The organism is Ureibacillus massiliensis 4400831 = CIP 108448 = CCUG 49529 (assembly GCF_000772965.1).
GTDB classification, from domain to species: Bacteria; Bacillota; Bacilli; order Bacillales_A; family Planococcaceae; genus Ureibacillus; species Ureibacillus massiliensis.
Window position 1 is genome coordinate 78,408 of sequence record NZ_JPVQ01000003.1, and the last position, 23,197, is coordinate 101,604.

Here is a 23,197-nt window from a genome sequence, read left to right on the forward strand (position 1 = left end):
GGTGAATACACCTTGAAGAGTATAAATAGAATTTTGTTTTTTATCCAATTATATGGGAAACAATTACAGAAGAAGTGGAAATCACTTCTTCTGCTTTTTGTATTTCCAGTTTTTTTAGTATCAATCGTTGCCTTTATAATCGTCACTTTCATATCCCCAACATCAGATTCTTCTATCAATGTTGCGATAGTAGATGAAGATGATACAGAAGAGACAAGAATGATTCGAAGCTTTCTTCAAACAAGCTTTTCCCAAGATGGATATATTGAATTAATCGTAATGCCCCAAGAAGAAGCGCTAAAGAAAATAGAAGAAAATCAAATTGTAGCTTATATAAAATTGCCTAAGACATTTACAGATAGTATGTATCAAGGTGCTCCATTAACAGTTCCAATTGTAGGTAATTCAAAGCGTCCATCAGAAAGCTACATTGTAAAAGAATTAGTCGAAAGTTTAACAAAATACATAGAGTCGGCACAAGCCAATATTTTAACCGTATACGATTATGCAAGAAAAACGGAAATGTCAGATTCAGATTTCCAAACATATCGTTATAATGCATTTATTGAATTTACACTATTCACTCTAGCGAAAGATCAGTTAGTAAAAGAAGAAGTAATTACAAACATTGCAACTTCCTCCCCAGCAAACTATTTTGCACTATCAGGTTGGTTTATTGCCATTTCAATTTGGTTCTTTGGATTTTATGAATTATTAAAAAGAGAAGAGCATCCAGCCATTCTTCATCGTCTCCATCTTTTTGGTGTAACACCTTGGCAGTATAGTATTTCGAGAATAATTGTTTCAATGATTTGTAGCATATTACTCGCAATGATCTCCTTTACTATATTAATGAGAGTGTTAGATATACAGCTTTATGGAATCGATTATTTGAGAATTTTCCAATATGTCTTTTTATATGGTCTTTTACTAGTAGTGGGACTTACTATAATCGAAGTTTGGATAAAGTCGATGAAACTCTCACTATTGCTGCAAATTCTATTTTTATTAATCGTTATGATTACAAGCGGTTCGATTTTTCCATCGATTTATTTACCGATGTCGATACAACAGTTTTTACCTTTAATATTCTCAAATGAAGTGTTTAGTTGGATGGTCGATATTGTATTGGAAGAAAGAAACTATGCAGAGTTTGCTAGTTTATATATAAAGGCAATCATGGGGCTAGTAGTCTTATGGGCATCAACCGTTGTGAAAAAGAGGTGGACTTAGATGAAAGGGGTACTGTTTACAAGATTTTTGAGATGGAAAAAAGAATGGAAATCCTTATTATTCTGGTTGATGCTTCCCGTTGCCTTAACGATTTTCACCGTTCAATTGGTTGGCTCATGGAGTCAGGATACGAAGGTGCCTATCGCTATTGTTGTGGAGCAAAAGACAGGGCTAACAAATCATTTTATAGAGAATGTTCAAAAGGTCCCCTACCTAAATGTGAAGCTATTAGATGAGAAAGAGGCATTAAATCAATTAGAAAAGCATGAGCTTGATAGCGTATTTATTCTCGCTAAAGATTACGAGGAGATGGTGAAAGATGGGCAAAATAAACGACTTATTAAAGCCTATTCTTCAAACAGATCCATTGCCTACTTCGCAGTAGTTGAATTGATAAAAGCTACTGCGCAAGATGAAGTTTCTCGGTCAAAAGCTGCTTATGAAGTAAAAAAGCTTTTTGAACAATATGGAATGGATGAGGAGTGGAATTGAAAGGAAGTTGTTCAGGCTAGTAAAGAAAAACAACAATCTCAGCAACTGCTTCAAACAAGCTTTAATTATTATGATGAAGATACGACAGGCACAAATATTGTAGATACTACTACACCAATGCTCTTTCAAATATGGGGAATATGGGCATTTTGTATGATGATTTCAACCTTCTTTCTATTTGACTGGGTATTAAAAGAAAAAAGAAAAGAAATTCAGATGAGATGGATTTTTACTTCCTATTCCTTTAAAAAATACGCCATGTACAATTTAATTGTTTACACAGTACTTTTACTTAGTATAGACGCAATTGGGCTTATTTTAATAAGTGCCGTATTACAGGAATCTCTAAATATTTCAACCATACTATCCATCTTCTTTTTTAGGATTGTTGTAAACCTTTTAGCCTTTTTATTCGCACAGCTATTTAGAAAGCAGCTTCAATACTATGTTAGCTCAATTGGAATGACCCTTATTCTTATCTTGTTAGGCGGCGGGATATTGCCAATTGAAGGAGTAATTGAAAACTGGCATTGGGCAAAAAACATTAGCCCAGTTCATAGTCTGATTATAGGAGAAATCCCTTCTTTCTGGTTGTGTTTTCTTTTAGTGATGCTATTAGTATGGTTTGGGAAAGGAGAAAAACGTAATGCTTAATGTGGTTGAATTAGACAAAAACTATGGGAAAAGGAAAATACTTGAGCAAGTCTCCTTCCAAATTCAACGTGGGGAAGTAGTCGGTTTAGTAGGCGAAAATGGTGCGGGGAAATCAACCCTATTAACAATTTTAGCAACGATTACAAAGCCAACAAAAGGTGCTATTGAATTAAATAATGTTGAATATAGTAAAAAATTAGATGATATTCGAAAAATGATTGGATATGTCCCACAAGAAATATCGGTTTGGGAAGAATTTACCGTTGAACAGAATATGCTATTCTTCGAAAAATTATCTTGGAAAAGGCACACAAAGGAAGAATGTCGGCAGTTATGTTTAGATATGCAGCTATCCAGCTGGAAGGAAAAAGTAAAGGATTTATCAGGTGGGATGATGCGTAAATTAAATATTGCTATAAGTTTACTAAATGATCCATCGCTAATCCTTTTGGACGAGCCGACAGTGGGTATTGATATGAAGTCTAAAAATGAAATAGGGAAATATTTAGTTCGTTTAGCAAAAGAGCAAGGGAAAATCATTTTATATACTTCTCATGATATGAATGAAGTGATTACCTTCTGTGACCGAGTATATGCAATAGGTCAGGATTCATTTTACATAAATCTTCTTCAAAGTAATGGTGTGAAGGTTGAAAAGCTATAAAAAGGGCTGTCCAATAAGCGGAAAATTACAATCGACCACTATTTCAAAATTATACTTTTTTGATAAATGTTAGTTGATTTCCGTTCCAGGCGGACGCTTTCCGCGGGCGAGCGGTGAGCCTCCTCGAGCTTTGCTCTGCGGGGTCTCACCACTGCTCTTTGCTCCCGCAGGAGTCGCCGCCTTCCACTCCAATCAACTACTTTTCAAAATAATTAGTAGCAAAAAAATACCATTTTTCTTTGAGTAGTTCTAAGAAATTTTTTCTTTTGGGACAGCGCCCTTTGTCATTTCTTCATTATAAAACTTAAATGCCTACCACTTTTTCTGTCCTGGCGATAGGAAAAGCCTTCGTCACTTAAAAACGTGCATGTGCGATCAATGTCAATGTTGTCAGAAGGAATACCTGCTAGCTCACATTGCTTTTTTACGGTTTGTTGGTTATCAATATGAAACTTGTGGGTCTCCTCTTTATAATACATAAACTCATCCGCATAGCCTAAGTCTCTAAAGCGAATATAAACATCTTCATCTACTTCGAACTTCTCTTGACTTAAAGCGGGGCCAAGGATTACTTGGAAGCCTTCAGGATTACAGCCTTCTTCTTCGATTAACTTGTTAAATACCTTTAATGTTATTTCCTTAACAGTCCCCTGCCAGCCAGAATGAATGACACCAATAAGTCCTTTTTCTTCATGCTGGAAAATAACCGGAACACAGTCTGCAGTAAAAGTACATAAGAGAATGTTTGGTTCATAGGTATAAAGAGCATCCGTATTTGGAATGGCAGTATTTAAAGATAGTGCACCTCTGCCTTTATCTTCTACCGTCACTTTATGAACATTTGCACTATGGGTTTGATTGGCACAAACAAAATCCTCGACACGGCAATGAAGAAGGTTAGCTAGTTTCGTTCGATTTTGAATAACATGTTCTTCCTCTTCGCAAACGTGTAGTGCCATATTACTGAATTCAAATTCCTTCTTGTCTTTTAACGTAATTCCAGCAAGAAGATTCTCATGGTTTACATACATTTTTGTATTCATCTCATCACCTATCCTTACTATATACAACTATGTGACAGATGTCCTTCAAAAGACAATTGAAATTATCCATTATATTCATTCAGTACACCTTTTATTTGCTCATTAAGTGTATTGATATTAAAGCTTTGGATTTGTTCATCCTTCAACTGATATTTTTCTTTTAGCTGTAAAATTCGAATGATGCTTTCATCAATTCGTTCTTCAGATAGCTCACCATTTTCAACGGCAGTTTTCAATGATTCAAATATATCAGCTGCATTTTCGAAACCATGGGCAACCATCACAATATCACTGCCAGCTTTCACAGACTGAACAGAAGCATCACCTATATCGAAGTTATCGATGATCGCTTCCATTGTCATATCATCTGTAATAACTACCCCATCATATTGAAGCTGATTTCGTAATATATCTGATATCACGACCTTTGACATAGAGGAAGGATTGGTTGAATCGATGTTTGGTAACAAAATATGTGCAATCATTACAACATCAGCGCCTTCAGTTATCGCTTGTTGGAAAGGTAATAACTCTAACTGTTGCAATTCTTCAAGAGATTTATTGACTCTTGGCAATTCCAGATGTGAATCGGTGGAAGTATCCCCATGTCCAGGGAAGTGCTTTACAACTGCTATAATGTTTTCGGATTGTATTCCCTTCATCGTCGCGATACCAAGTCGGCTAACTAAGTCTGCACTATTTCCAAAGGAGCGATTACCAATAACAGGATTGTTCGGATTACTATTGATATCAAGAACTGGCGCAAAGTTCATATTAAAGCCATATGCTTTTACTTCTTTACCGAGTAATTGCCCAATCGAGTTGGAAAAATCAATGTTATTTACTTTTCCTATCTCTAGATTTGTTGGAATAGGTGTGAGATTCCCTGGTAATTTCGCAACAATACCGCCTTCTTGGTCAACTCCGAAAAATAAAGGGATTTTATTACTTGTATTTTCATATCTAATTTTGTTCAAGTATTGAATTGTTTGTTCAGAAGAAGAAAAATTTTTCTTATTAAAAATTATGCCCCCTACTTTGTAATCGTGAATTAAACTTAATGCATGTGAGTCAAATGTAGTGCCATCAACTCCAGCGAAAATCATCTGACCGATTTTCTCCTCAAGAGTCATTCCTTTTAGAAGTGTTAATACTTCCGCACTAACTGGAGGTTTAGTATAAATGGAAATATGATGAACAACTGGATCACTATTTAGCTCCGTAGGGTTTGGAAGTATCCATTTTAGCTGATAAGTTGAGTTCACCTGATAAATAAGTATGATTTGATCGGTTGTGTCATCTTTATAATATTTAGTTTCAGTTGGTTCACCTTGCACCTCTTTTATATTGGAGAGATGAATTTGTTGTAATCGTTTATCGTATGAGCGTAAGTCAAAGGAAAGATTGTCCTGGTAACCAACCGTAACGTCATTGGAATAAGTAACATAATTTCCGAGAATCGATTCATCCGTAATCGTTGGTTCTCCCAATGCTTCGTTGATCTCATCTATCTCTGATACCCCTGCTTGATACGGGAAGTCTATAATTTTCCCTTCCTTTGAGAGTGATAGTATTTTAGAAACAAGCTGTTCGGGCGTTTCCACTTTATCAGTTCCCCCTGCTTCAATTTCCTGTTCCTGCTTAGTATTACTATCTGTATTAGGCTTAGTAGAATTAAAATTCATAAATATAAATACTCCCGCTGCGATAATAGCGAGTAATAGGATAAGATATATTCCTTTTTTCAAAATAAGACCCCCAAACTATCCTTATGTAAAGATAGACGAATATAACGTCATTTCGTTACAATTATTCTCTTCATATAGCTTGTACAAACAAGTAAAAGGCTACTATGTCAATAAAAAAAGATGCCCCCTATTTTAGAAGCATCTTTATATTTCTATTTTACTCCTGCGAGTCCTTTAAATAACTCTACACCAATTTCAATATTTTCATCACGGAAGTCGTATTCATAAGTGTGCAAGGCAGGATATTGTTCACCATTGCCAATAAAACAATAAGCTCCTTTTGTCTTTTTCAAATAATATCCGTAATCTTCAGAAGGGCGATAAGCCTTCGAAAGCTCAAATAATGGCAAGTTCTTTTCTTTACAAATTCCACGAATTTTATCAGAGCTCTCTTTATGATTAACTGTTTCAGGGAATTCATCGTGATATGTAAAACTTACTTTTATACCTTGTTCTTCACAAAGTTTGTTTGCAAGCCCTTCAATATTTTGTTGAAGTTGGTTTAATTCTTCTTCTTTCTCTGCGCGAATCGTCATTCGTAATGTTCCTTCGTGGGCAGAAATTCCATAGTTTTCTGAACCAACATCTATTTGGATAATCGTACATAGTACTAAACCTTCATTATTTTCAGCTGAAGTGAACTGCGGGATACTATCAATAACTTTAGAGATTGTGTATGCAGGGTTTATCCCATTTTCAGGCTCACTTGCATGGGATGGAGAGCCGATCATTTTAATAGACATTCCTCGAGATGCACAATGGGCAGTACCATCAATTACACCAACAACCCCTTCTTGTAATCCTGACATATTATGATATCCGAAAATCTCATCGATTTTTTCGTCATCGATAAATTCTTGTGCTTCATATGCCCCTTGTCCAGTTTCTTCGGCATGTTGGAAAAGGAAAAAGATATTATTGTCTGCGCCTTTTTGATCAACTTCTAAAGCAAACCCAGCAAGTGTCGCTGAATGGCCATCATGTCCACATTTGTGGGCAATGCCAGGGAATTGTGAGCCCCAAGGTAATTCAATGGTTTCAGGAATCGGAAGAGCATCAAAATCTGCGCGGAAGGCAATGTTCGGTCTATCATCACCGACACGGTAAATGGCATAAAAATACTTTCCTTTATCCACGATGTCTAAATTTGAAGTATGTGATTTAAGGAAATCTATTAAATGTTGCTTTGTCCAAACCTCTTGATAAGAAAGTTCAGGATGCACATGCAACTCGTGACGTAATTGAATCGCTAAGTCTAAATTTTTCTTTTCCATTCATTTCTCTCCCTTTATAAAACAATATTAATAGTTTTCCTACTGAGTATTACTAAAGATATTTCATTTTAACTGTTTTGAAATTTCGAACAATTAAACATGATTATATCATAGTGAGTTATAGAAGAAGAGAGTGGCTGTTTAAATTTCATAATAAAAAGACCTGAGGGTGGGACATAAAGTGAAAAGTACAATCCATTTAAAATGGACCGCTCCCCGTCAAGTAGAAATAATAAAAAGTTTTTAAGCGGCTCGAGCTCGGAATTCGATTGTGCTTAAGCCGTTTAATTTTTTTGTATTACGATAATGATGATAAACACGTTTTTGCTGATAAGAAACCTTATATGTTCCGCTGTTAATTGATCACGATTAAAAACTGCTTCACCAATTACTTCTTATTTTCTGTACCATTCTTTTAAGGCACTCTTATGAATTTGGAATTTTTGTGCAAGATCTCCAATGGAGAAATTACCAGATAAGTATAATTGAATAACTAGTAATATAAATCCTTTTGAATATTTATAATGACCCATAAAAAATACCCCCAATTACGTAAGATAAATTATTATTTTTTCATCTGTCTACCTAATTGGGAGCATATCAGTCTACCTGGTTTACTTTTTTATTTTAGCAAGAAGTGAAAGAACTCTTACCTTGATGCTACAACGCTAATACTCCAAATAATTAGTATAAAAGATATAGTTAAAAATGAAGTTTCTCTTGTTAGATCCTTTTTTTCTTTGTTTATCTTCTTTAAAAGGCTAACAAGGCTCAAACAAAATGCAAGTCCATATATCGGCATAAGGTATATACAACTAAAATAAAAAAAGAGAAACATAAATTCCATTTTTACACCTCCTAATTATATATAAGGAATTTTACCATATTCAGATACGTTATAATTAGTAATAAAATACCATTTTTGTATATCATGTGGAATTAAATTCCTCGCAATGATATTATATTTAAAAAATAGGAGGTGCAAAGGTAATGACTATTAATTCTTCTATGATGGATAGAAAGATATTAATTTCTATCTTTTTCATCTTCCTGTCATTTTTTGGTTTATTTTCTTTAAAAGCTGAGGCTTCAAGTGTAGAGGATTCACCATTAACAGAAGATGAGAAACAATATTTAATCAACATTTTGAAATTTTCAGAGGTAGAAGTGGATAATTTACCTGTAGAGGTTGCAAAAGACTTGGTGAAAAAAGAAGCAAAAATTATAGGTGAATTTACAGAAACATTCGACATGGCTGATGCAGGAACTTCTAGTACATTAGAAGAGATTGAAGTATTTGCAATTTCAGATTCTGATATGACTTTCAGAGGTAAAGTTTTAGCCCTATCTAGTAGCTCGGTTTCTGGTTACGATGCCTTCTATGCGTATGTTAATTATGATTGGTTAAACAGACCTTACTGGAAAATAACAGATAAGATTACAATAGGGTTTCCTGATTTCCTTGGTGCTTATATGACTACGAGCAATGGTAAAATTACGGGTCACCACTCTTCTCATTGGGTTTATAACACAAACACACGAACATCTACTACTTATTACACAAGTACTACACCTACCGATTCTCATCCATCGGCAGGTGTATCTGCTGCATTTGACTTGTACGATTCTATTAGCACTAATCACAGACTTCAAGGGCAAGTATCTCAATACTTCTATGTTAAGAAGACTTTATCTGGTAAGGCAAATGTTAGGTTTGAGTATGGACATCAGCAAGTAGCGTTCTCTCCTAACGTATCCATATTCCCTTCTGGATTAGGCATTGCGCCAGCTGTGGGAGTCGATACAAAGCAATGGTATGAGTCATTTGAATACTAATTGTATTAATCGAGTAGGAGACTAGTCATTAATTGGCTAGTCGACCTCTCACATCACCGTACGTACGGTGATGTATACGGCGGTTCAATAACTTAAGTATTTACGCTCATACAAATAATTAAGGTCTTTTGTACCCATTTGATGAGCGTTTTTGTTTTAATAGCTTTGTGTAGAGTTTCACTTCCTGAAATCCTCCAATAACCCTTACGGGTATTCCCATTTTCCATGCTTCATTGTGTAGGATACCTAACCTCCTAAGTTGATAGTATCTTTTTTGACTTTCTTCCATACTTATACTCATAAGTTTCCATAGTGAAATGAGTTTCAACCAGAGATGAGCAAATAATTAATTTTCATTCTTGAGTCTACTTGTTCGAAATTTACTTTTGTCCCAGCCTCAGGCAAAATACTATTCATTCATTGTGCTATGAGTTCGACCGTACAAGAAATAGAAGACCATTCCCACTATAAACCATAGTCCACAGGCAATCCAAGTATCAACTGAAAGCTGGCTAATTAAAAATAAACAAGCTAAAAACGATAAAATTGGAATGACTGGATATAAAGGGACTTTAAATCCATCAGAAGGTATTTGTTTATTTTTGCGTAAGAAAATTACGCCAATGGAAACAACCATAAAGGCAATTAATGTCCCCATATTGACTAACTCTGCTAGCTTACCTAATGGTACAAGTCCAGCACATATAGCGATTAAAATGCCGAAAAACCAAGTGTTCTTTACAGGCGTTTGATGTTTAGGGTTTAATTCTTGCATAACCTTTGGTAGTAAACCGTCTCGACCAAGGGCATAAAGAAGTCTTGTCCCACCATAAATCATAACAAGAATAACGGTCATCATACCAAAGACCGCACCTAATGATATAATTCCAGACACCCAATTTTGTCCTGCAATTTGCATGGCAAAGCTTACTGGATCCGTTACATTAAGATCTGTATACGAAACAATACCTGTTAGAACTAACGAAACGAATACATATAGTAAAGTACATATTAATAAAGAACCGATAATTCCTATAGGTAAATTTCTTTGAGGATTCTTAACTTCCTCAGCTGCAGAAGATACTGCATCAAAACCTAAGTACGCAAAGAATACGAGGGCGGCTCCAGTAAAGACACCATTAATGCCAAATGGGGTAAAGGGTTGCCAGTTTGCAGGCTCTACATAAAAAACACCTACGAGTATAAATAGTAAAATAACCCCTACTTTAACGAACACCATTATTTTATTGATTCGTGTGGATTCCTGCATCCCCAGTGTTAATAAAAAAGAAATAATTAAAACAATAAAAATTGCTGGTAAGTTAATATATGTTCCATTTGTAGGATCAAAAGGTCCGGCTAATGCAGCTGGAATATGAATGCCCAATCCTTCTACTAGATTGACGAAGTATGAAGACCATCCGGTTGCTACGGATGCAGATGCTAGTCCGTATTCTAAGACTAATGCCCATCCTACAAACCAGGCTACAATTTCACCAAATACAATGTACCCATATGTATAGGCACTACCAGTTACAGGAACTGATGAGGAAAACTCAGAATAGCACATTCCCGCAAGTGCACAAACAATGGCTGCAATAATAAATGAAAAAACAATCGCTGGGCCTGAATGAGTGGCTGATACTGTTCCGGGGAGAATGAATATACCCGTTCCTACAATAGCACCTACACCAAGCATAATTAGATCAAATGCACCAAGCGTTTTAGGTAATTGCACAGTATTCGTTTTATTCAATAACTGTGAAATATCCTTTTTACGAAATAAATTGTTCAAGTTAATACACCTATTCTTTTTTGAAATATGTAAAAATTCTATCTGTTAATTTAGTTATGGTCAAATATTTATTAAGAAAAATCAGTATTTATATAGTAATTCTTTATTTTTTGGGAAATTAAAGGTAAGAAATTCCTTAATTTTAAAATATAAATTGTAATATTCTGATTAAATAGTATATTCGGTCATTTCCAAGGGTTGTTGTGGTAAAATATTACAAAAACATAAGGGGATGGATTGAGATGGGATATGCATTTTTAGGAACGTTTATAATGCTCATCGTTTTAATTTTACTTTCACTATTAATACGGGATTTTTATATAGCATCCATTTTAACACTTATTTTCACAGTAATTTACTGTACGATCAGCGGTGCAAAATATGTCGTGGAAGAAGTTAAGAAGTTAATTGAAGAAAAAAATAGTGCTGAATAAAAAACAGTCAAAAAACTAATTGTTAAACTTATGTAAAGATTTAATGGATTTTAATAGTTTTGTTCTTATTGTTTGTTATTATAGGAATAATAATAAATATCTGTCTTTGGAGAATGATAAATGAATCAAAACAGCTCGAAAAAAATCACAATTAAAACGTTACTTGAGATATTATTCGTCTCAACACGATTAGGGTTAACATCCTTTGGAGGTCCGACTGCACACTTAGGCTATTTCCACGAGGAATATGTTCGAAGACGTAAGTGGATGGATGAGAAAAGTTATGCGGAATTAGTTGCACTATGCCAATTCTTACCTGGCCCTGCGAGTAGCCAAGTGGGGATAGGAATAGGGGTTATTCGCGGAGGAGTACTAGGTGGCATTATCTCTTTTCTCGGTTTTACTATGCCTTCTGTCATCGTCTTAATTCTATTTGCTCTTGCACTACAAGGATTTGATGTAGGTGATGCTGGTTGGATTCATGGATTAAAAGTCGTGGCAGTTGCTGTTGTTGCTCATGCAATTTTAGGGATGGCAAAAAACCTCGCCCCAGACTTAATTAGAAAAGCAATGATTCTGTTAGCGTTAGCTGTCGCATTATTATGGCAAACGGCATTTTCGCAAATTACGATTATTTTATTTGCTGCTATTCTTGGTTTTTTCATATATAAACAGGAAAAGGGTAGCGATGAGTCAATTTCTAAATTTCCAATTTCAAAATGGTTTGGCGCAACCTGTCTTGCTCTATTTTTTGGTTTATTAATCTTTCTACCTATTTTAAGAGAAGTGACAAAACTAGAATGGGTTGCGATGTTTGATAGTGTTTATCGTGCAGGATCATTAGTGTTCGGAGGCGGGCATGTTGTCTTACCACTACTTGAAAACGAATTTGTTCCAAACGGATGGGTAAGTGAAGAAGCATTCCTTGCAGGATATGGCGTAACACAGGCTGTACCAGGTCCACTATTTACATTTGCTGCTTACTTAGGGGCAATTATGAATGGATGGTTAGGTGGTTTGGTTGCTACGGTTGCAATCTTTTTACCAGCATTTTTACTTGTTTTTGGAACATTGCCATTTTGGAATTTGCTTCGAAAAAATAACAAGATTAAAGGTGCTTTTATTGGTGTAAATGCGGCTGTAGTTGGTATTTTAATTGCTGCATTTTATGATCCAATTTTTAGCACAACTATTCTTAGTGCAGTTGATTTTGTGTTTGCTGCAATTTTATTTAGTATGCTTCAGTATTGGAAGCTGTCCCCATGGCTAATTGTATTAACTGGAATTATAGGTGGTGCGATTTTACAATTTATAACTATATAAAAGTCGTTATGAAGAATATTTTTCTTCATAACGACTTTTATTATTGACCGAACCAACGATGATAAAGATTATTGTTTGCTCCTCTAGCAAATACATCAATACGATCTGGTCCCCAGGAAACGGCAGCAGGGGCACTTGTTAAACTACCGCCAAGGTCTTGCCAATCTTCCCAACGAGATCCGTTCCAAGTTCGTTTATAAAGTCGGTTACCATTACCACGAACAAATACGTCAAGTTGATTTGCACGGCGCGACGAAACTGTTGGCCCACTCGTTAAAGTACCGCCAAGGCTCTCCCAATCACTCCATCTACTACCGTCCCACCATTTATGATAAAGGGCATTATCTGTTCCTCTACCAAATACATCGATTCGATTTGGTCCCCAAGAAACAGCGGCAGGTTCACTTGTTAAATTACCACCAAGGTCTTCCCAATCTTCCCAGCGAGAACCATTCCAAGTTCGTTTATAAAGTCGGTTACCATTACCACGAACAAAAACATCTAATTGATTTGCACGGCGTGATGAAACAGCAGGACCACTAGTTAAAGTGCCCCCGAGGTTTTCCCAATCACTCCATCTGCTACCATCCCACCATTTATGATAAAGGGCATTATCTGTTCCTCTACCAAATACATCAATACGATTTGGTCCCCAAGAAACAGCTGCTGGAGCACTCGTTAAAGTACCACCAAGGTTTTCCCAATCACTCCATCTACTACCGTCCCACCATTTATGGTAAAGAGCATTGTCCGTACCTCTAGCGAACACATCTAATCGATTTCTTTGCCATGAAGATACTGTAGGAGCTGAAGTTAGTACCCCACCAAGGTTCTCCCAATTAGACCAGCTACTTTCAGGACTAGGCGTAGGTCTAGGTGGTCTACTTGGGCCAGGAGCTGGTGCTGGACTCGGTTGTGCACCTCTAACTGCATTTAAAGTAATTTGAATGACACGAAGTAATATTTGATCAATTGTATTTAAAGGAAGATTCATAGATCGAAGTAATAAATTAAACCAAGGTGTATCCCTTTGGAATAAGTTATAGATTTGATTTGCAGTTTGATTTGTATTTGCTTGATTAATCGTATAATTTACTACGTTAAAGAAGAATGCTTCCGTTAATTGACGACTTACACCTGCACGGTCCATCTGTGTATAAAGGTTGCTATTTTCAGAGCGGATTGTTTGCAAAACTTGATTAACTGTTGGTCTACCTGTTTGTTGAGCATACATAGGTTGAGGATTTTGTACGTAATAATTCATTGGTACGTTTCCTGCGGGCTGTTGCATAGGTACGTTTTGAACGTAATAATATGGGTAACCATTAAACATGTACATTTGCCTATTTGCCTCCATTTTTTTCTAATGTATGCGAGCTTTTTAACTAGTAGGTAGGCAAATGCCACGATAGTACATTTAAATTAGGTTTAAATCATAAAACCATTGTCCTTATAAATAGGACAATGAATTATTCTTTCCTCTGCGATAACCAAAAGTTTTTGGGGCGGTCCCTTGGCGTAACATTAATTATAAAATAACAAACAATAAGGACTAAGATTACAAGCGAGAATATCAATGTATCAATTGGGTGCTCATGTTCCACGATAATAAGTCGTAACATTGCTGTAATTCCAATATATAAAAAATAGCGTAATGGGAAATGGTAATCTTCTTTGAAGTATTTCACAATCATGGTTAGAAACTCAAAGTATAAAAAGAAAATGAGGATATTCGCGAGGAACAGTTTGTAATCCCTACTTTCACTTGATAGGACAAGCCTTATAAACTCCCAAATTTCATGTAGTAGCTGGTAGGATAATAATATTGCCAGTACGATGAGGCAGGTGTTGAGCAAATATTGTAGAATTTTTGGAATGAGTAAGATGGTCTCCTTTAATTGTATCCTTGTTCGCAAGCTATCCCCTCCAATTGATTTACTATAACCCCCAAAGGTTTTTTAATTTATATGTGGATTATCAAAAAATATGAATCCAAAACCATCAAATTAGGAAAAGTGGAAATAAATGAGAAATTTACGTAAGTTTTGTCGAAAATAAAAAAGGATGAGTTATTTCTAAAAATCCATTCGTAAATTCATTTTCTACTTATTATATTGGGTTAGACAATAATAAACGAAATCGTATGATTCAAGGAATAAATAGTCCACTATGAAGTAAAGTAGCAATAGCTATTATTTGCTTTCTATTTTATTTTTCTGTTTGGAGGGGCAATATGGAAAAAACGATTGTAAATAAATTAAACCTACTGAAGTACGAGAAGATCGCCCTACTTCATTTACCAAAGGGTAGTAACTATTTTAATGAATTAAGTCATTTTGATACATCGTTAGTAGACGGGAAAAAATATGACTTAATTTTTACATTTGTAACAGACATTGATGCAATGAAAGAAATTATAAGTACTATCATATTTGAAAATCATCTTAACCCAAAAGGATACCTCTATATTGCTTATCCAAAGAAAGGGAATAAAGTATATAACACCTTTATACACAGAGATGAAATTTTCCCGAGTATCGGTGTGGATGAGGAGGGCTATGTGGGTGGCAGCAACATCAAGTTTGCTCGAATGGTCGGCTTAGATGATGTATTTACTGTAGTTGGATTAAAAGAGGAATCCAAGGGAAAAGGTACTTCATCTAAAAAGGCCAGTCAAAGAGTAGAAGACTACATTGACTATATTCCTCAAATCGAGAAGGATTTAGAGGATGCTCCTAAACAATTAGCCTTTTACCAATCACTTACACCGGGGTATCAAAAGGACTGGGCGCGTTATGTATATAGTGCAAAACAGGAGGCCACGAAAGAAAAAAGGCGAGAAGAGATGAAGATGATTTTAAGTGAAGGATTTAAAAGTAGGGATATTTATTTAAGAGAAAAATAAATTACTTTCGGATAATTTAAATTACCTTCACTTAAAAGTCTAACATCATTTTGCAAATATGATCTGATTCGGCAAGGGAAACCCTTGCTTTTTTTATTTTACTGGGGTTGCAAAAATTAGAATCAACGCAACGGTGTCAGTATTTTTTTGCAATAAATAGAAACAGAGATCATTTTTTAAGAAAAAAATTGTTAAAATAATTTCCTTTAAAATCAATTTTTAGGAAAAAACATCAATTTAATATTATCGAATGTTCTATATAATAAGAAATATCTAAAAATACTAAAAAATCACACTTTACTAAAATATGAGAATGTTATAAAATTGGGTAAGTCAAATAAAACGAGGAAGATATAAAAATAGAGTCAATTTTCTGAATATTTAGATTGATTAATGGAATATGTTCATTATATTTCTAAAAGATTACATTTTTTATATCTTCTTAGAAACAACATGATTTAGGGGGAAAAAACATGGAACAAAATAAAACACTTAAAAGATTTGCTTCTGTTTTCTTAGCATCTTCACTAGTGGTAGGAGCATTAGCAGGGTGCGGAAGCTCAGAATCAGGATCTAGCACAAGTACAAGTACAGAAGGAGGAAATTCATCTGATGCAAACGAAAGCGCTGAAGTGATTAAAATCGGTGCAAACTTAGAGCTTTCAGGTGATGTTGCGTCTTATGGTTCTTCAATTTTAAAAGGTGCTCAATTAGCAATCGAGGAAATTAATGCTAAAGGCGGTATTGACGGTAAACAAATTGAATTAGTTTCAGCAGACAATAAATCAGAAAACGCTGAAGCAGTAGCAGCTGCACTTAAGCTTGCAACACAAGATAAAGTACATGCAATGATCGGACCTGCTACATCTGGTAACATGCTTGCAACAGTCCAAATTGCAAACACAAATAAAGTTCCAGTTGTAACTGCATCAGGTACAGCAGAAAACTTAACAGTTAATGAAGACGGTTCTATTAACGAATATGTTTTCCGTACATGCTTCATTGACCCATTCCAAGGTGTCGTAGCAGCTAACTTTGCTACTGAGCTTGGTGCAAAAAATGTAGCAATCTATGCTGACAACTCTTCAGATTATGCTAAAGGTTTAGCAAAAGCATTTAAAGAACAAATCATTGCAAATGGTGGAACAGTAGTAGCTGAAGAAGCTTATGTTGCAAACGACGTTGATTTCAAATCAACATTAACAAATTTAAAATCAGCAAATCCAGACTTTGTCTTCATCCCTGGTTATTATGAAGAAGTAGGTCTAATTGTTAAACAAGCACGTGAATTAGGTATCGAAGCACCACTTATGGGTGGAGATGGTTGGGATTCACCAACTTTAGTAGAGTTAGCTGGGGCAGATGCTCTAAACAACACTTATATGTCTAATGCATTCTCTTCTGAAGATCCAGAAGAATTAATTCAAGACTTCGTTAAAGCATTTGAAGAAAAGAATGGTGAAAAACCAAACGGATTCCACGCTCTTGGATATGACACAGCTTACTATATTGCAGATGCAATCGACAGAGCAGATTCACTTGACGGGGAAGCAATCAAAAACGCTTTAGCTGAAACAACAGACTTTGCAGGAGTTACTGGTTCATTCTCAGTAGATGAAAAACATAACCCAATTAAATCAGCAACAATTTTAGAATTTAAAGACGGCAGCCAAGTATTCAACTCTAAAGTTAATCCTTAATTCTTTAACCGAAAGGGGGGCTTGTTGCCCCCTTTTTTTCCTTTTAGAAGAAATAGAGATATCTAAATAAATGTTAATAAGATTTGTAAAGGAGTGAAAGATAATGGAGTGGCTCCAACAACTGGTGAACGGTATATCAGTAGGGAGTATCTATGCGTTAATAGCATTAGGATACACGATGGTATACGGAATCATAAAATTAATTAACTTTGCTCATGGTGACGTCTTCATGCTTGGTGCATTTATCGGTTTCTTTGCCATAGCAAGGTGGGATTTAGGTTTTATACCAGCTTTAATTATCTCGATGGTTCTATGTGCAGTTATAGGGGTTATCATTGAACGTGTTGCTTATAAACGACTACGTAATGCAACACGTATTGCGGCGCTTATTACAGCGATTGGTGTTTCATTATTAATCGAGTATACTGTGATTTACTTCCGTGGTGCTTCACCCGAAGCATATCCAGATGGCGTAATACCAAAAGCTTCCATTGATATTTTCGGAGCAAGTATTAGTTCTCAATCCATTATGATTTTAGTAGTAACAATCATTCTTATGGTTTTACTACAATTTATCGTCCATAAAACAAAAATCGGTAAAGCGATGCGTGCAGTATCACATGATGCTGATGCAGCAAGATTAATGGGAATAAATGTAGATAATACTATTTCAGCGACGTTTGCTATTGGGTCTGCCCTAGCTGGTGCAGCTGGTGTTATTTTCGGTGTTTACTATACAAGAATCGATCCTTTAATGGGTGTGCTACCAGGCTTAAAAGCATTTATCGCGGCCGTTCTGGGTGGTATTGGTAGTATTCCAGGTGCGATGTTCGGTGGATATATTTTAGGTATCGTTGAAACGATTGTAAGTGCGATTGGATTCTCTCTATGGCGCGATGCAGCAGCGTTTGTCATTTTAATTATCATATTAATCGTAAAACCATCGGGTATATTTGGTAAAAACGCCCGAGAGAAAGTGTAGGTGAGGCGGAAATGAAGAAATCTAAAGCTTTCTGGAGCTATAGTATTTTAGCGCTAGTAATCTATGCAGTCGTACAGGTCATGATCTCGGGTGGGATGCTAGATGCATATTATCAAAATATGCTAGTGACGATGTGTATCAATATTATGCTAGCAGTAAGTTTACATATTGTTATTGGTATAACAGGGCAATTCTCCATTGGTCATGCTGGATTTATGGCAGTAGGTGCTTATTTTAGTGCCATTGCAACGATGAAACTTGGACTTCTATTTCCGATTGCGATTGTCATCGGTGCACTCGTTGCAGGCTTAGCAGGATTACTTGTAGGAATTCCTTCTCTTCGACTAAAAGGAGATTATTTAGCAATTGCAACACTTGGCTTTGCAGAAATTATTCGTATCATTTTTGTCAATGTAGATTATGTCGGCGGAGCAGCAGGAATGGTTGTTAATCAAATGTCAAATTGGACATATGCCTATATTGGTGTAATTATCACGATTCTAGTTGTTGCAAACTTTACGTACTCCCGACATGGACGGGGCTGTATTTCAGTACGAGAAGATGAGATTGCGGCAGATGCGATGGGTATTAATACGACGTACTATAAAGTAGTTGCCTTTGCAATTGGTTCGGCATTCGCGGGAGTTGCAGGTGCTATTTATGCTCATAATATCTTTATCATTCAGCCGACAGCTTTTGGATTCTTAAAATCCTTTGATATTTTAATTTTAGTTGTATTAGGTGGTTTAGGTAGTTTATCTGGAGCTATAATAGCGGCAGTATTTATCACATTTGTTACGACGTATTTAGCAAACTTCCCAGAAACACGTATGATTATCTATTCTTTAGTATTGATTATCGTAATGCTATATCGTCCAACTGGGTTAATGGGTACGAAAGAAATTACAGATTTATTCAAGTTTGGTAAAAAGGGAGGTTCAAAAGCATGACAGGTAACCTTCTTCTAAATGCAGAAAATGTTGGTATTCAATTTGGTGGGTTAAAAGCGGTTCAAAAGGTAAATATGTATTTAAACAAGGGCGAATTAATCGGTTTAATCGGTCCAAATGGTGCTGGTAAAACAACTACGTTTAATATGTTAACGGGCGTATATGAGCCGACAGAAGGTGAAATTTCCTTCGACGGAAAGAAAATTAATGGTATGCAACCATATCAGGTAACTAAATTAGGAATGAGCCGTACATTCCAAAATATTCGTCTTTTCAAAGATATGACGGTACTAGACAATGTTAAAGTAGCAAATCACCAAGTAGCAAAGCATTCCATTATTTCATCCATTTTACGTTTGCCGAGTCATTTTAAAGGTGAGGCGGAGATGGAAAGACAATCTATTGAGTTTTTAAAGATTTTTGGACTAGACGTATATAAGGATGAGCTTGCTAAAAACTTACCGTATGGGATGCAGCGTCGCCTTGAGATTGCACGTGCTCTTGCGGGGAAACCTAAGCTGTTATTACTAGATGAACCAGCTGCAGGTATGAATCCTCAGGAAACACATGATTTGATGGAGCTTATTGCATTCATAAGAAAAGAATTTGATCTAACGATTCTTTTAATTGAACATGATATGCATTTAGTAATGGGGATTTGTGAAAGAATCTACGTGCTTGACCATGGACAATTAATTGCAGACGGTACACCAGAAGCGATTCGTAATAATCCAAAGGTTATTGAAGCTTACCTAGGTGAGGAGGTTAGTGAATAATGCTAAAAGTGAACAACATTGATGTGTACTACGGAAATATTCATGCATTAAAAGATGTCTCCTTAGAGGTAAATGAAGGTGAGATTGTAACACTCATCGGTGCCAATGGTGCAGGGAAATCTACTCTATTAAAAACTTTATCAGGTCTTTTAAAACCAAAGAGTGGACATATTTTATATCAAACGCAGCAAATCGTAGGAAAACCTGCACAGACGATTGTAAAAAGTGGTATTTCTCATGTTCCAGAAGGCCGTCGTGTGTTTTCAAATATGTCAGTAGAAGAGAACCTAGAATTGGGCGCTTTCTTACGTAAAGATCGAGAAAATATTAAAAAAGATTTAGACTATGTGTATGAGCTTTTCCCAATTCTAGACGAACGTCGTAAACAGCTATCAGGTACCCTATCAGGTGGGGAGCAACAAATGTTAGCGATGGGTCGAGCATTAATGGCAAGACCGAAACTATTATTAATGGATGAGCCTTCTATGGGATTAGCTCCGTTAATCGTGAAAAAGATTTTCGAAATCATTCAAACAGTAAATAAAGAAGGCACAACCGTTTTATTAGTTGAGCAAAATGCAAATATGGCATTGTCTATTGCAGATCGCGCCTATGTACTTGAAACAGGTAAAATTGTGCTAAGTGGTTCAGCTAAAGAGCTTCAAGAAAGTGACAAAGTAAAAGAAGCTTATCTTGGAGGAGCATGATTGATCATAAAAAATGACTCAGAAAGGTATTGTTCAAGCCTTTATGAGTCATTTTCTTTTATTGTAATTCGTCGGAATGTGAAATAACGTTCTATTTTGGTGTGTAATTTAATAATTTAAAAAGCTCTGTTCGTTCCTTCTCTGTTAAATCTCTCCACTTGCCTACTTTTAAATTTCCTAGCTTAATATTCATAATGCGAATTCGCTGAAGTCTTTTAACAGAATATCCTAAAGCCGAACACATTCTTCGAATTTGTCTATTCAAGCCTTGCTCTAATATAATCTTAAAAACATGGGATGATATTTTCTCCACTTTACAAGGCAATGTTTTCGTGTCTAAGATTTCAACACCTGATGCCATTCGATCTAAAAAGTTATCGTTAATAGGCTTATCAACCTGTACGATATATTCTTTTTCATGGCGATTTTCTGCCCGTAATATTTCGTTCACAATGTCACCGTCATTTGTGAGTAGTAATAAACCTTCAGAGTCTTTATCAAGTCGCCCGATATGAAAGATACGTTTTGAATGTCCGACGAAATCTACAACATTCCCTTTAATATGTCTTTCTGTTGTGCTTGTAATACCCACAGGTTTATTTAACATAATATAAACTAGCTCTTCTTCTTTTTTGACTGGTTTACCGTCAACGTGGACAACATCGTTTTCTTCTACTTGGCTTCCGACGGTTGCTTTTATACCGTTAATGGTAACTCTACCTTCTTCTATTAACTTATCGGCACCTCTTCTAGATACTATGCCAGTTTCACTTAAGTACTTATTAATTCGCATAAACTCTCCTAATTATCTTTTATTCATACTGCTCAAGGTTCACTATAAATTAGTATACAATATGAAAATTTTTTTGCCTCTACTATTGTTAACAGGAACAAATTCATTAATTCACTATAGATCTTAAAATATAGAAGGAATCTTTGTCGTCAAATATATATTCAAATCTCTATAGGTGTTTTCTATACATATTTTCGAACGTGAATTTTGTCGAAAAAAATATATGAAAAAAATGGATTTTCTAGAAATATTCTAGCATATCGAATAATAGATTATAGTAAATACCTTTTTCATTACATTGGTACGGAAATTGAATATATGAAAAGGTATTACTAATTTCAAAAGGGGAGAGTTATAAATGGTTTATGCATTTCCTAACACTGAAGGGGCAATTGTGAATTTTAAAGAAAGATATGACAACTATATTAATGGAAAATGGACTCCTCCAGTAAAAGGCCAATATTTTGACAATGTAACACCTGTCACTGGACAAGTATTTACACAAGTGGCTCGTTCAACAGAAGAAGACATTGAACTAGCGCTAGACGCTGCACATGCTGCAAAAGATGCTTGGGGTAAAACATCGCCAACAGAAAGAGCGAATATTTTAAATAAAATTGCTGATCGTATCGAAGCTAACTTAGAGTTACTTGCAATTGCCGAAACGTGGGAAAATGGTAAAGCAGTTCGTGAAACATTAAATGCTGACTTACCTCTTGCAGTTGACCATTTCCGTTACTTTGCTGGTGCCATTCGTGCACAAGAAGGCGGGATTTCTCAAATTGATGATGATACAGTTGCTTATCATTTCCACGAGCCAATTGGTGTAGTTGGTCAGATCATTCCTTGGAACTTCCCACTACTTATGGCGGTATGGAAACTTGCACCTGCTCTTGCAGCTGGTAACTGTGTCGTATTAAAACCAGCTGAACAAACTCCTTCATCGATTTTAGTACTAATGGAGTTAATTGAAGATTTGTTACCACCGGGTGTTGTAAATATCGTAAATGGATTTGGTTTAGAGGCTGGAAAACCGCTAGCATCAAATCCACGTATTGGTAAAGTGGCATTCACAGGTGAAACAACGACTGGTCGTTTAATTATGCAATATGCATCTCAAAATTTAATCCCAGTAACATTAGAATTAGGTGGGAAATCACCAAACATTTTCTTCGAGGATGTTATGGATGAAGAGGATGCATTTTTAGATAAAGCAGTTGAAGGATTTGTATTATTTGCATTAAACCAAGGTGAGGTATGTACTTGTCCTTCCCGTGCATTAATTCAAGAGTCTATCTATGATAAGTTCATGGAAAAGGCGCTTGCTCGTGTTGCTGCGATTAAAACAGGTAACCCACTTGATCCAAATACAATGATGGGTGCTCAAGCATCATCAGAACAAATGGAAAAAATTCTGTCTTATTTAGAAATTGGTAAACAAGAGGGAGCAGAAGTATTAATCGGTGGAGAAAAGAACGATTTAGGTGGAGATTTTACTGAAGGCTACTACATTAAACCAACAGTATTTAAAGGGAATAATAAAATGCGCATTTTCCAAGAAGAAATTTTTGGACCGGTTGTAGCTGTTACAACATTCAAAACGAAAGAAGAAGCACTTGAAATCGCAAACGATACTTTATATGGTTTAGGTGCAGGTGTTTGGACGCGTGATATTAATACTGCTTATCGCTTCGGTAGAGAAATCCAAGCTGGACGCGTATGGACAAATTGCTATCATGCATATCCAGCCCATGCAGCATTCGGTGGATACAAAATGTCTGGTGTAGGTCGTGAAAACCATAAAATGATGCTTGAACACTATCAACAAACGAAAAACCTACTTGTAAGCTACAGCCAAAATAAATTAGGATTCTTCTAATCCACTTTC

General features: G+C 35.7%; 21 protein-coding genes and 1 pseudogene. 13 read left to right on the forward strand and 9 right to left on the reverse strand.

The window, feature by feature from the left end:
* Positions 1–12 precede the first annotated feature (12 nt).
* The 3 genes and pseudogenes from CD30_RS03045 to CD30_RS03060 all read left to right on the forward strand — a co-directional run bounded on the left by CD30_RS03045 (position 13) and on the right by CD30_RS03060 (position 3,043).
* Positions 13–1,233 carry an ABC transporter permease gene (locus CD30_RS03045; protein WP_036172319.1) on the forward strand — a complete coding sequence of 407 codons (1,221 nt, stop codon included), beginning with the start codon at positions 13–15 and terminating at the stop codon, positions 1,231–1,233.
* Positions 1,234–2,379, forward strand: a pseudogene (locus CD30_RS20500) (ABC transporter permease).
* Positions 2,372–3,043, forward strand: a complete 672-nt coding sequence (locus CD30_RS03060; protein WP_036172325.1) for an ABC transporter ATP-binding protein — start codon at positions 2,372–2,374, stop codon at positions 3,041–3,043. Before CD30_RS20500 ends, CD30_RS03060 begins: the two are co-directional and overlap by 8 nt.
* Before the next feature lie 284 nt (positions 3,044–3,327).
* Here CD30_RS03060 and pgeF read toward each other — a convergent pair whose 3' ends face one another.
* The 4 genes from pgeF to CD30_RS20020 form a co-directional block, all read right to left on the reverse strand.
* Positions 3,328–4,086 carry a peptidoglycan editing factor PgeF gene (gene pgeF, locus CD30_RS03065; RefSeq protein ID WP_036172327.1) on the reverse strand — a complete coding sequence of 253 codons (759 nt, stop codon included), beginning with the start codon at positions 4,084–4,086 and terminating at the stop codon, positions 3,328–3,330.
* Positions 4,087–4,148: 62 nt separating this feature from the next.
* Positions 4,149–5,834, reverse strand: coding sequence for a beta-N-acetylhexosaminidase (gene nagZ, locus CD30_RS03070; protein ID WP_235801994.1), 1,686 nt, complete (start codon positions 5,832–5,834; stop codon positions 4,149–4,151).
* A 152-nt stretch (positions 5,835–5,986) separates the two neighbouring features.
* On the reverse strand, positions 5,987–7,108 hold the full coding sequence (locus tag CD30_RS03075) for a M20 metallopeptidase family protein (protein ID WP_036172330.1): 1,122 nt from the start codon (positions 7,106–7,108) through the stop codon (positions 5,987–5,989).
* Between the two features lie 395 nt (positions 7,109–7,503).
* Positions 7,504–7,641: a helix-turn-helix domain-containing protein gene (locus CD30_RS20020; RefSeq protein ID WP_156962296.1), complete on the reverse strand. Its 138-nt coding sequence runs from the start codon at positions 7,639–7,641 to the stop codon at positions 7,504–7,506.
* Positions 7,642–8,098: 457 nt separating this feature from the next.
* Here CD30_RS20020 and CD30_RS03085 point away from each other — a divergent pair, with 457 nt between their 5' ends.
* Positions 8,099–8,944: a hypothetical protein gene (locus tag CD30_RS03085; protein ID WP_036172334.1), complete on the forward strand. Its 846-nt coding sequence runs from the start codon at positions 8,099–8,101 to the stop codon at positions 8,942–8,944.
* 118 nt (positions 8,945–9,062) lie between these two features.
* On the opposite strand, the gene CD30_RS20025 is transcribed toward CD30_RS03085, so the two are convergent.
* Together CD30_RS20025 and CD30_RS03090 are read right to left on the reverse strand one after the other, a co-directional pair.
* A complete protein-coding gene (locus CD30_RS20025) occupies positions 9,063–9,233 on the reverse strand; it encodes a hypothetical protein (protein ID WP_156962297.1) in 171 nt (56 codons plus the stop codon).
* 120 nt (positions 9,234–9,353) lie between these two features.
* Positions 9,354–10,739: an amino acid permease gene (locus CD30_RS03090; protein WP_036172336.1), complete on the reverse strand. Its 1,386-nt coding sequence runs from the start codon at positions 10,737–10,739 to the stop codon at positions 9,354–9,356.
* Between the two features lie 242 nt (positions 10,740–10,981).
* On the opposite strand from CD30_RS03090, the gene CD30_RS03095 reads away from it, so the two are divergent.
* Complete coding sequence (locus CD30_RS03095) at positions 10,982–11,173, forward strand: hypothetical protein (protein WP_036172338.1); 192 nt, start codon at positions 10,982–10,984, stop codon at positions 11,171–11,173.
* Between the two features lie 120 nt (positions 11,174–11,293).
* A complete protein-coding gene (gene chrA, locus CD30_RS03100) occupies positions 11,294–12,496 on the forward strand; it encodes a chromate efflux transporter (protein ID WP_036172340.1) in 1,203 nt (400 codons plus the stop codon).
* Positions 12,497–12,536: 40 nt separating this feature from the next.
* Here the strand turns inward: chrA and CD30_RS03105 are convergent, their stop codons facing one another.
* Together CD30_RS03105 and psiE are read right to left on the reverse strand one after the other, a co-directional pair.
* A complete protein-coding gene (locus tag CD30_RS03105; RefSeq protein ID WP_036172342.1) occupies positions 12,537–13,835 on the reverse strand; it encodes a PLL family lectin in 1,299 nt (432 codons plus the stop codon).
* 130 nt (positions 13,836–13,965) lie between these two features.
* Positions 13,966–14,373 carry a phosphate-starvation-inducible protein PsiE gene (gene psiE, locus CD30_RS03110; RefSeq protein WP_084077620.1) on the reverse strand — a complete coding sequence of 136 codons (408 nt, stop codon included), beginning with the start codon at positions 14,371–14,373 and terminating at the stop codon, positions 13,966–13,968.
* Between the two features lie 356 nt (positions 14,374–14,729).
* Between psiE and CD30_RS03115 the strand changes: the two genes are divergently transcribed.
* The 6 genes from CD30_RS03115 (at position 14,730) to CD30_RS03140 (ending at position 20,516) form a co-directional block, all read left to right on the forward strand.
* A complete protein-coding gene (locus CD30_RS03115; protein WP_036172344.1) occupies positions 14,730–15,401 on the forward strand; it encodes a YdeI/OmpD-associated family protein in 672 nt (223 codons plus the stop codon).
* A gap of 473 nt (positions 15,402–15,874) precedes the next feature.
* Positions 15,875–17,101: an ABC transporter substrate-binding protein gene (locus CD30_RS03120; RefSeq protein ID WP_036172346.1), complete on the forward strand. Its 1,227-nt coding sequence runs from the start codon at positions 15,875–15,877 to the stop codon at positions 17,099–17,101.
* A 103-nt stretch (positions 17,102–17,204) separates the two neighbouring features.
* On the forward strand, positions 17,205–18,083 hold the full coding sequence (locus tag CD30_RS03125; protein ID WP_036172348.1) for a branched-chain amino acid ABC transporter permease: 879 nt from the start codon (positions 17,205–17,207) through the stop codon (positions 18,081–18,083).
* An 11-nt stretch (positions 18,084–18,094) separates the two neighbouring features.
* Positions 18,095–19,033: a branched-chain amino acid ABC transporter permease gene (locus CD30_RS03130; protein ID WP_036172350.1), complete on the forward strand. Its 939-nt coding sequence runs from the start codon at positions 18,095–18,097 to the stop codon at positions 19,031–19,033.
* Positions 19,030–19,809, forward strand: coding sequence for an ABC transporter ATP-binding protein (locus tag CD30_RS03135; protein ID WP_036172352.1), 780 nt, complete (start codon positions 19,030–19,032; stop codon positions 19,807–19,809). The genes CD30_RS03130 and CD30_RS03135 overlap by 4 nt, the downstream gene beginning before the upstream one ends.
* Positions 19,809–20,516 (forward strand): ABC transporter ATP-binding protein, encoded by a 708-nt coding sequence (locus CD30_RS03140; RefSeq protein ID WP_036172354.1) that lies wholly within the window; start codon positions 19,809–19,811, stop codon positions 20,514–20,516. The genes CD30_RS03135 and CD30_RS03140 overlap by 1 nt, the downstream gene beginning before the upstream one ends.
* 91 nt (positions 20,517–20,607) lie before the next feature.
* Here CD30_RS03140 and rluF read toward each other — a convergent pair whose 3' ends face one another.
* Positions 20,608–21,309: a 23S rRNA pseudouridine(2604) synthase RluF gene (rluF, locus tag CD30_RS03145; protein ID WP_036172356.1), complete on the reverse strand. Its 702-nt coding sequence runs from the start codon at positions 21,307–21,309 to the stop codon at positions 20,608–20,610.
* Positions 21,310–21,667: 358 nt separating this feature from the next.
* Here rluF and adh point away from each other — a divergent pair, with 358 nt between their 5' ends.
* Complete coding sequence (gene adh / locus CD30_RS03150; protein ID WP_036172359.1) at positions 21,668–23,188, forward strand: aldehyde dehydrogenase; 1,521 nt, start codon at positions 21,668–21,670, stop codon at positions 23,186–23,188.
* The last annotated feature ends 9 nt before the right edge of the window (positions 23,189–23,197 follow it).

Excerpts from the sequence above, each read along its gene's own strand:
- CD30_RS03120 (WP_036172346.1), top strand. The coding sequence starts at position 15,875 with ATGGAACAAAATAAAACACTTAAAAGATTTGCTTCTGTTTTCTTAGCA.
- CD30_RS03140 (WP_036172354.1), top strand. The coding sequence starts at position 19,809 with ATGCTAAAAGTGAACAACATTGATGTGTACTACGGAAATATTCATGCA.
- CD30_RS20020 (WP_156962296.1), bottom strand. The coding sequence starts at position 7,641 with ATGGGTCATTATAAATATTCAAAAGGATTTATATTACTAGTTATTCAA.
- CD30_RS03105 (WP_036172342.1), bottom strand. The coding sequence starts at position 13,835 with ATGTACATGTTTAATGGTTACCCATATTATTACGTTCAAAACGTACCT.
- CD30_RS03095 (WP_036172338.1), top strand. The coding sequence starts at position 10,982 with ATGGGATATGCATTTTTAGGAACGTTTATAATGCTCATCGTTTTAATT.
- CD30_RS03130 (WP_036172350.1), top strand. The coding sequence starts at position 18,095 with ATGAAGAAATCTAAAGCTTTCTGGAGCTATAGTATTTTAGCGCTAGTA.
- chrA (WP_036172340.1), top strand. The coding sequence starts at position 11,294 with ATGAATCAAAACAGCTCGAAAAAAATCACAATTAAAACGTTACTTGAG.
- CD30_RS03135 (WP_036172352.1), top strand. The coding sequence starts at position 19,030 with ATGACAGGTAACCTTCTTCTAAATGCAGAAAATGTTGGTATTCAATTT.
- pgeF (WP_036172327.1), bottom strand. The coding sequence starts at position 4,086 with ATGAATACAAAAATGTATGTAAACCATGAGAATCTTCTTGCTGGAATT.
- CD30_RS03075 (WP_036172330.1), bottom strand. The coding sequence starts at position 7,108 with ATGGAAAAGAAAAATTTAGACTTAGCGATTCAATTACGTCACGAGTTG.
- CD30_RS20025 (WP_156962297.1), bottom strand. The coding sequence starts at position 9,233 with ATGGAAGAAAGTCAAAAAAGATACTATCAACTTAGGAGGTTAGGTATC.
- CD30_RS03085 (WP_036172334.1), top strand. The coding sequence starts at position 8,099 with ATGACTATTAATTCTTCTATGATGGATAGAAAGATATTAATTTCTATC.
- CD30_RS03060 (WP_036172325.1), top strand. The coding sequence starts at position 2,372 with ATGCTTAATGTGGTTGAATTAGACAAAAACTATGGGAAAAGGAAAATA.
- CD30_RS03115 (WP_036172344.1), top strand. The coding sequence starts at position 14,730 with ATGGAAAAAACGATTGTAAATAAATTAAACCTACTGAAGTACGAGAAG.
- rluF (WP_036172356.1), bottom strand. The coding sequence starts at position 21,309 with ATGCGAATTAATAAGTACTTAAGTGAAACTGGCATAGTATCTAGAAGA.
- adh (WP_036172359.1), top strand. The coding sequence starts at position 21,668 with ATGGTTTATGCATTTCCTAACACTGAAGGGGCAATTGTGAATTTTAAA.
- CD30_RS03125 (WP_036172348.1), top strand. The coding sequence starts at position 17,205 with ATGGAGTGGCTCCAACAACTGGTGAACGGTATATCAGTAGGGAGTATC.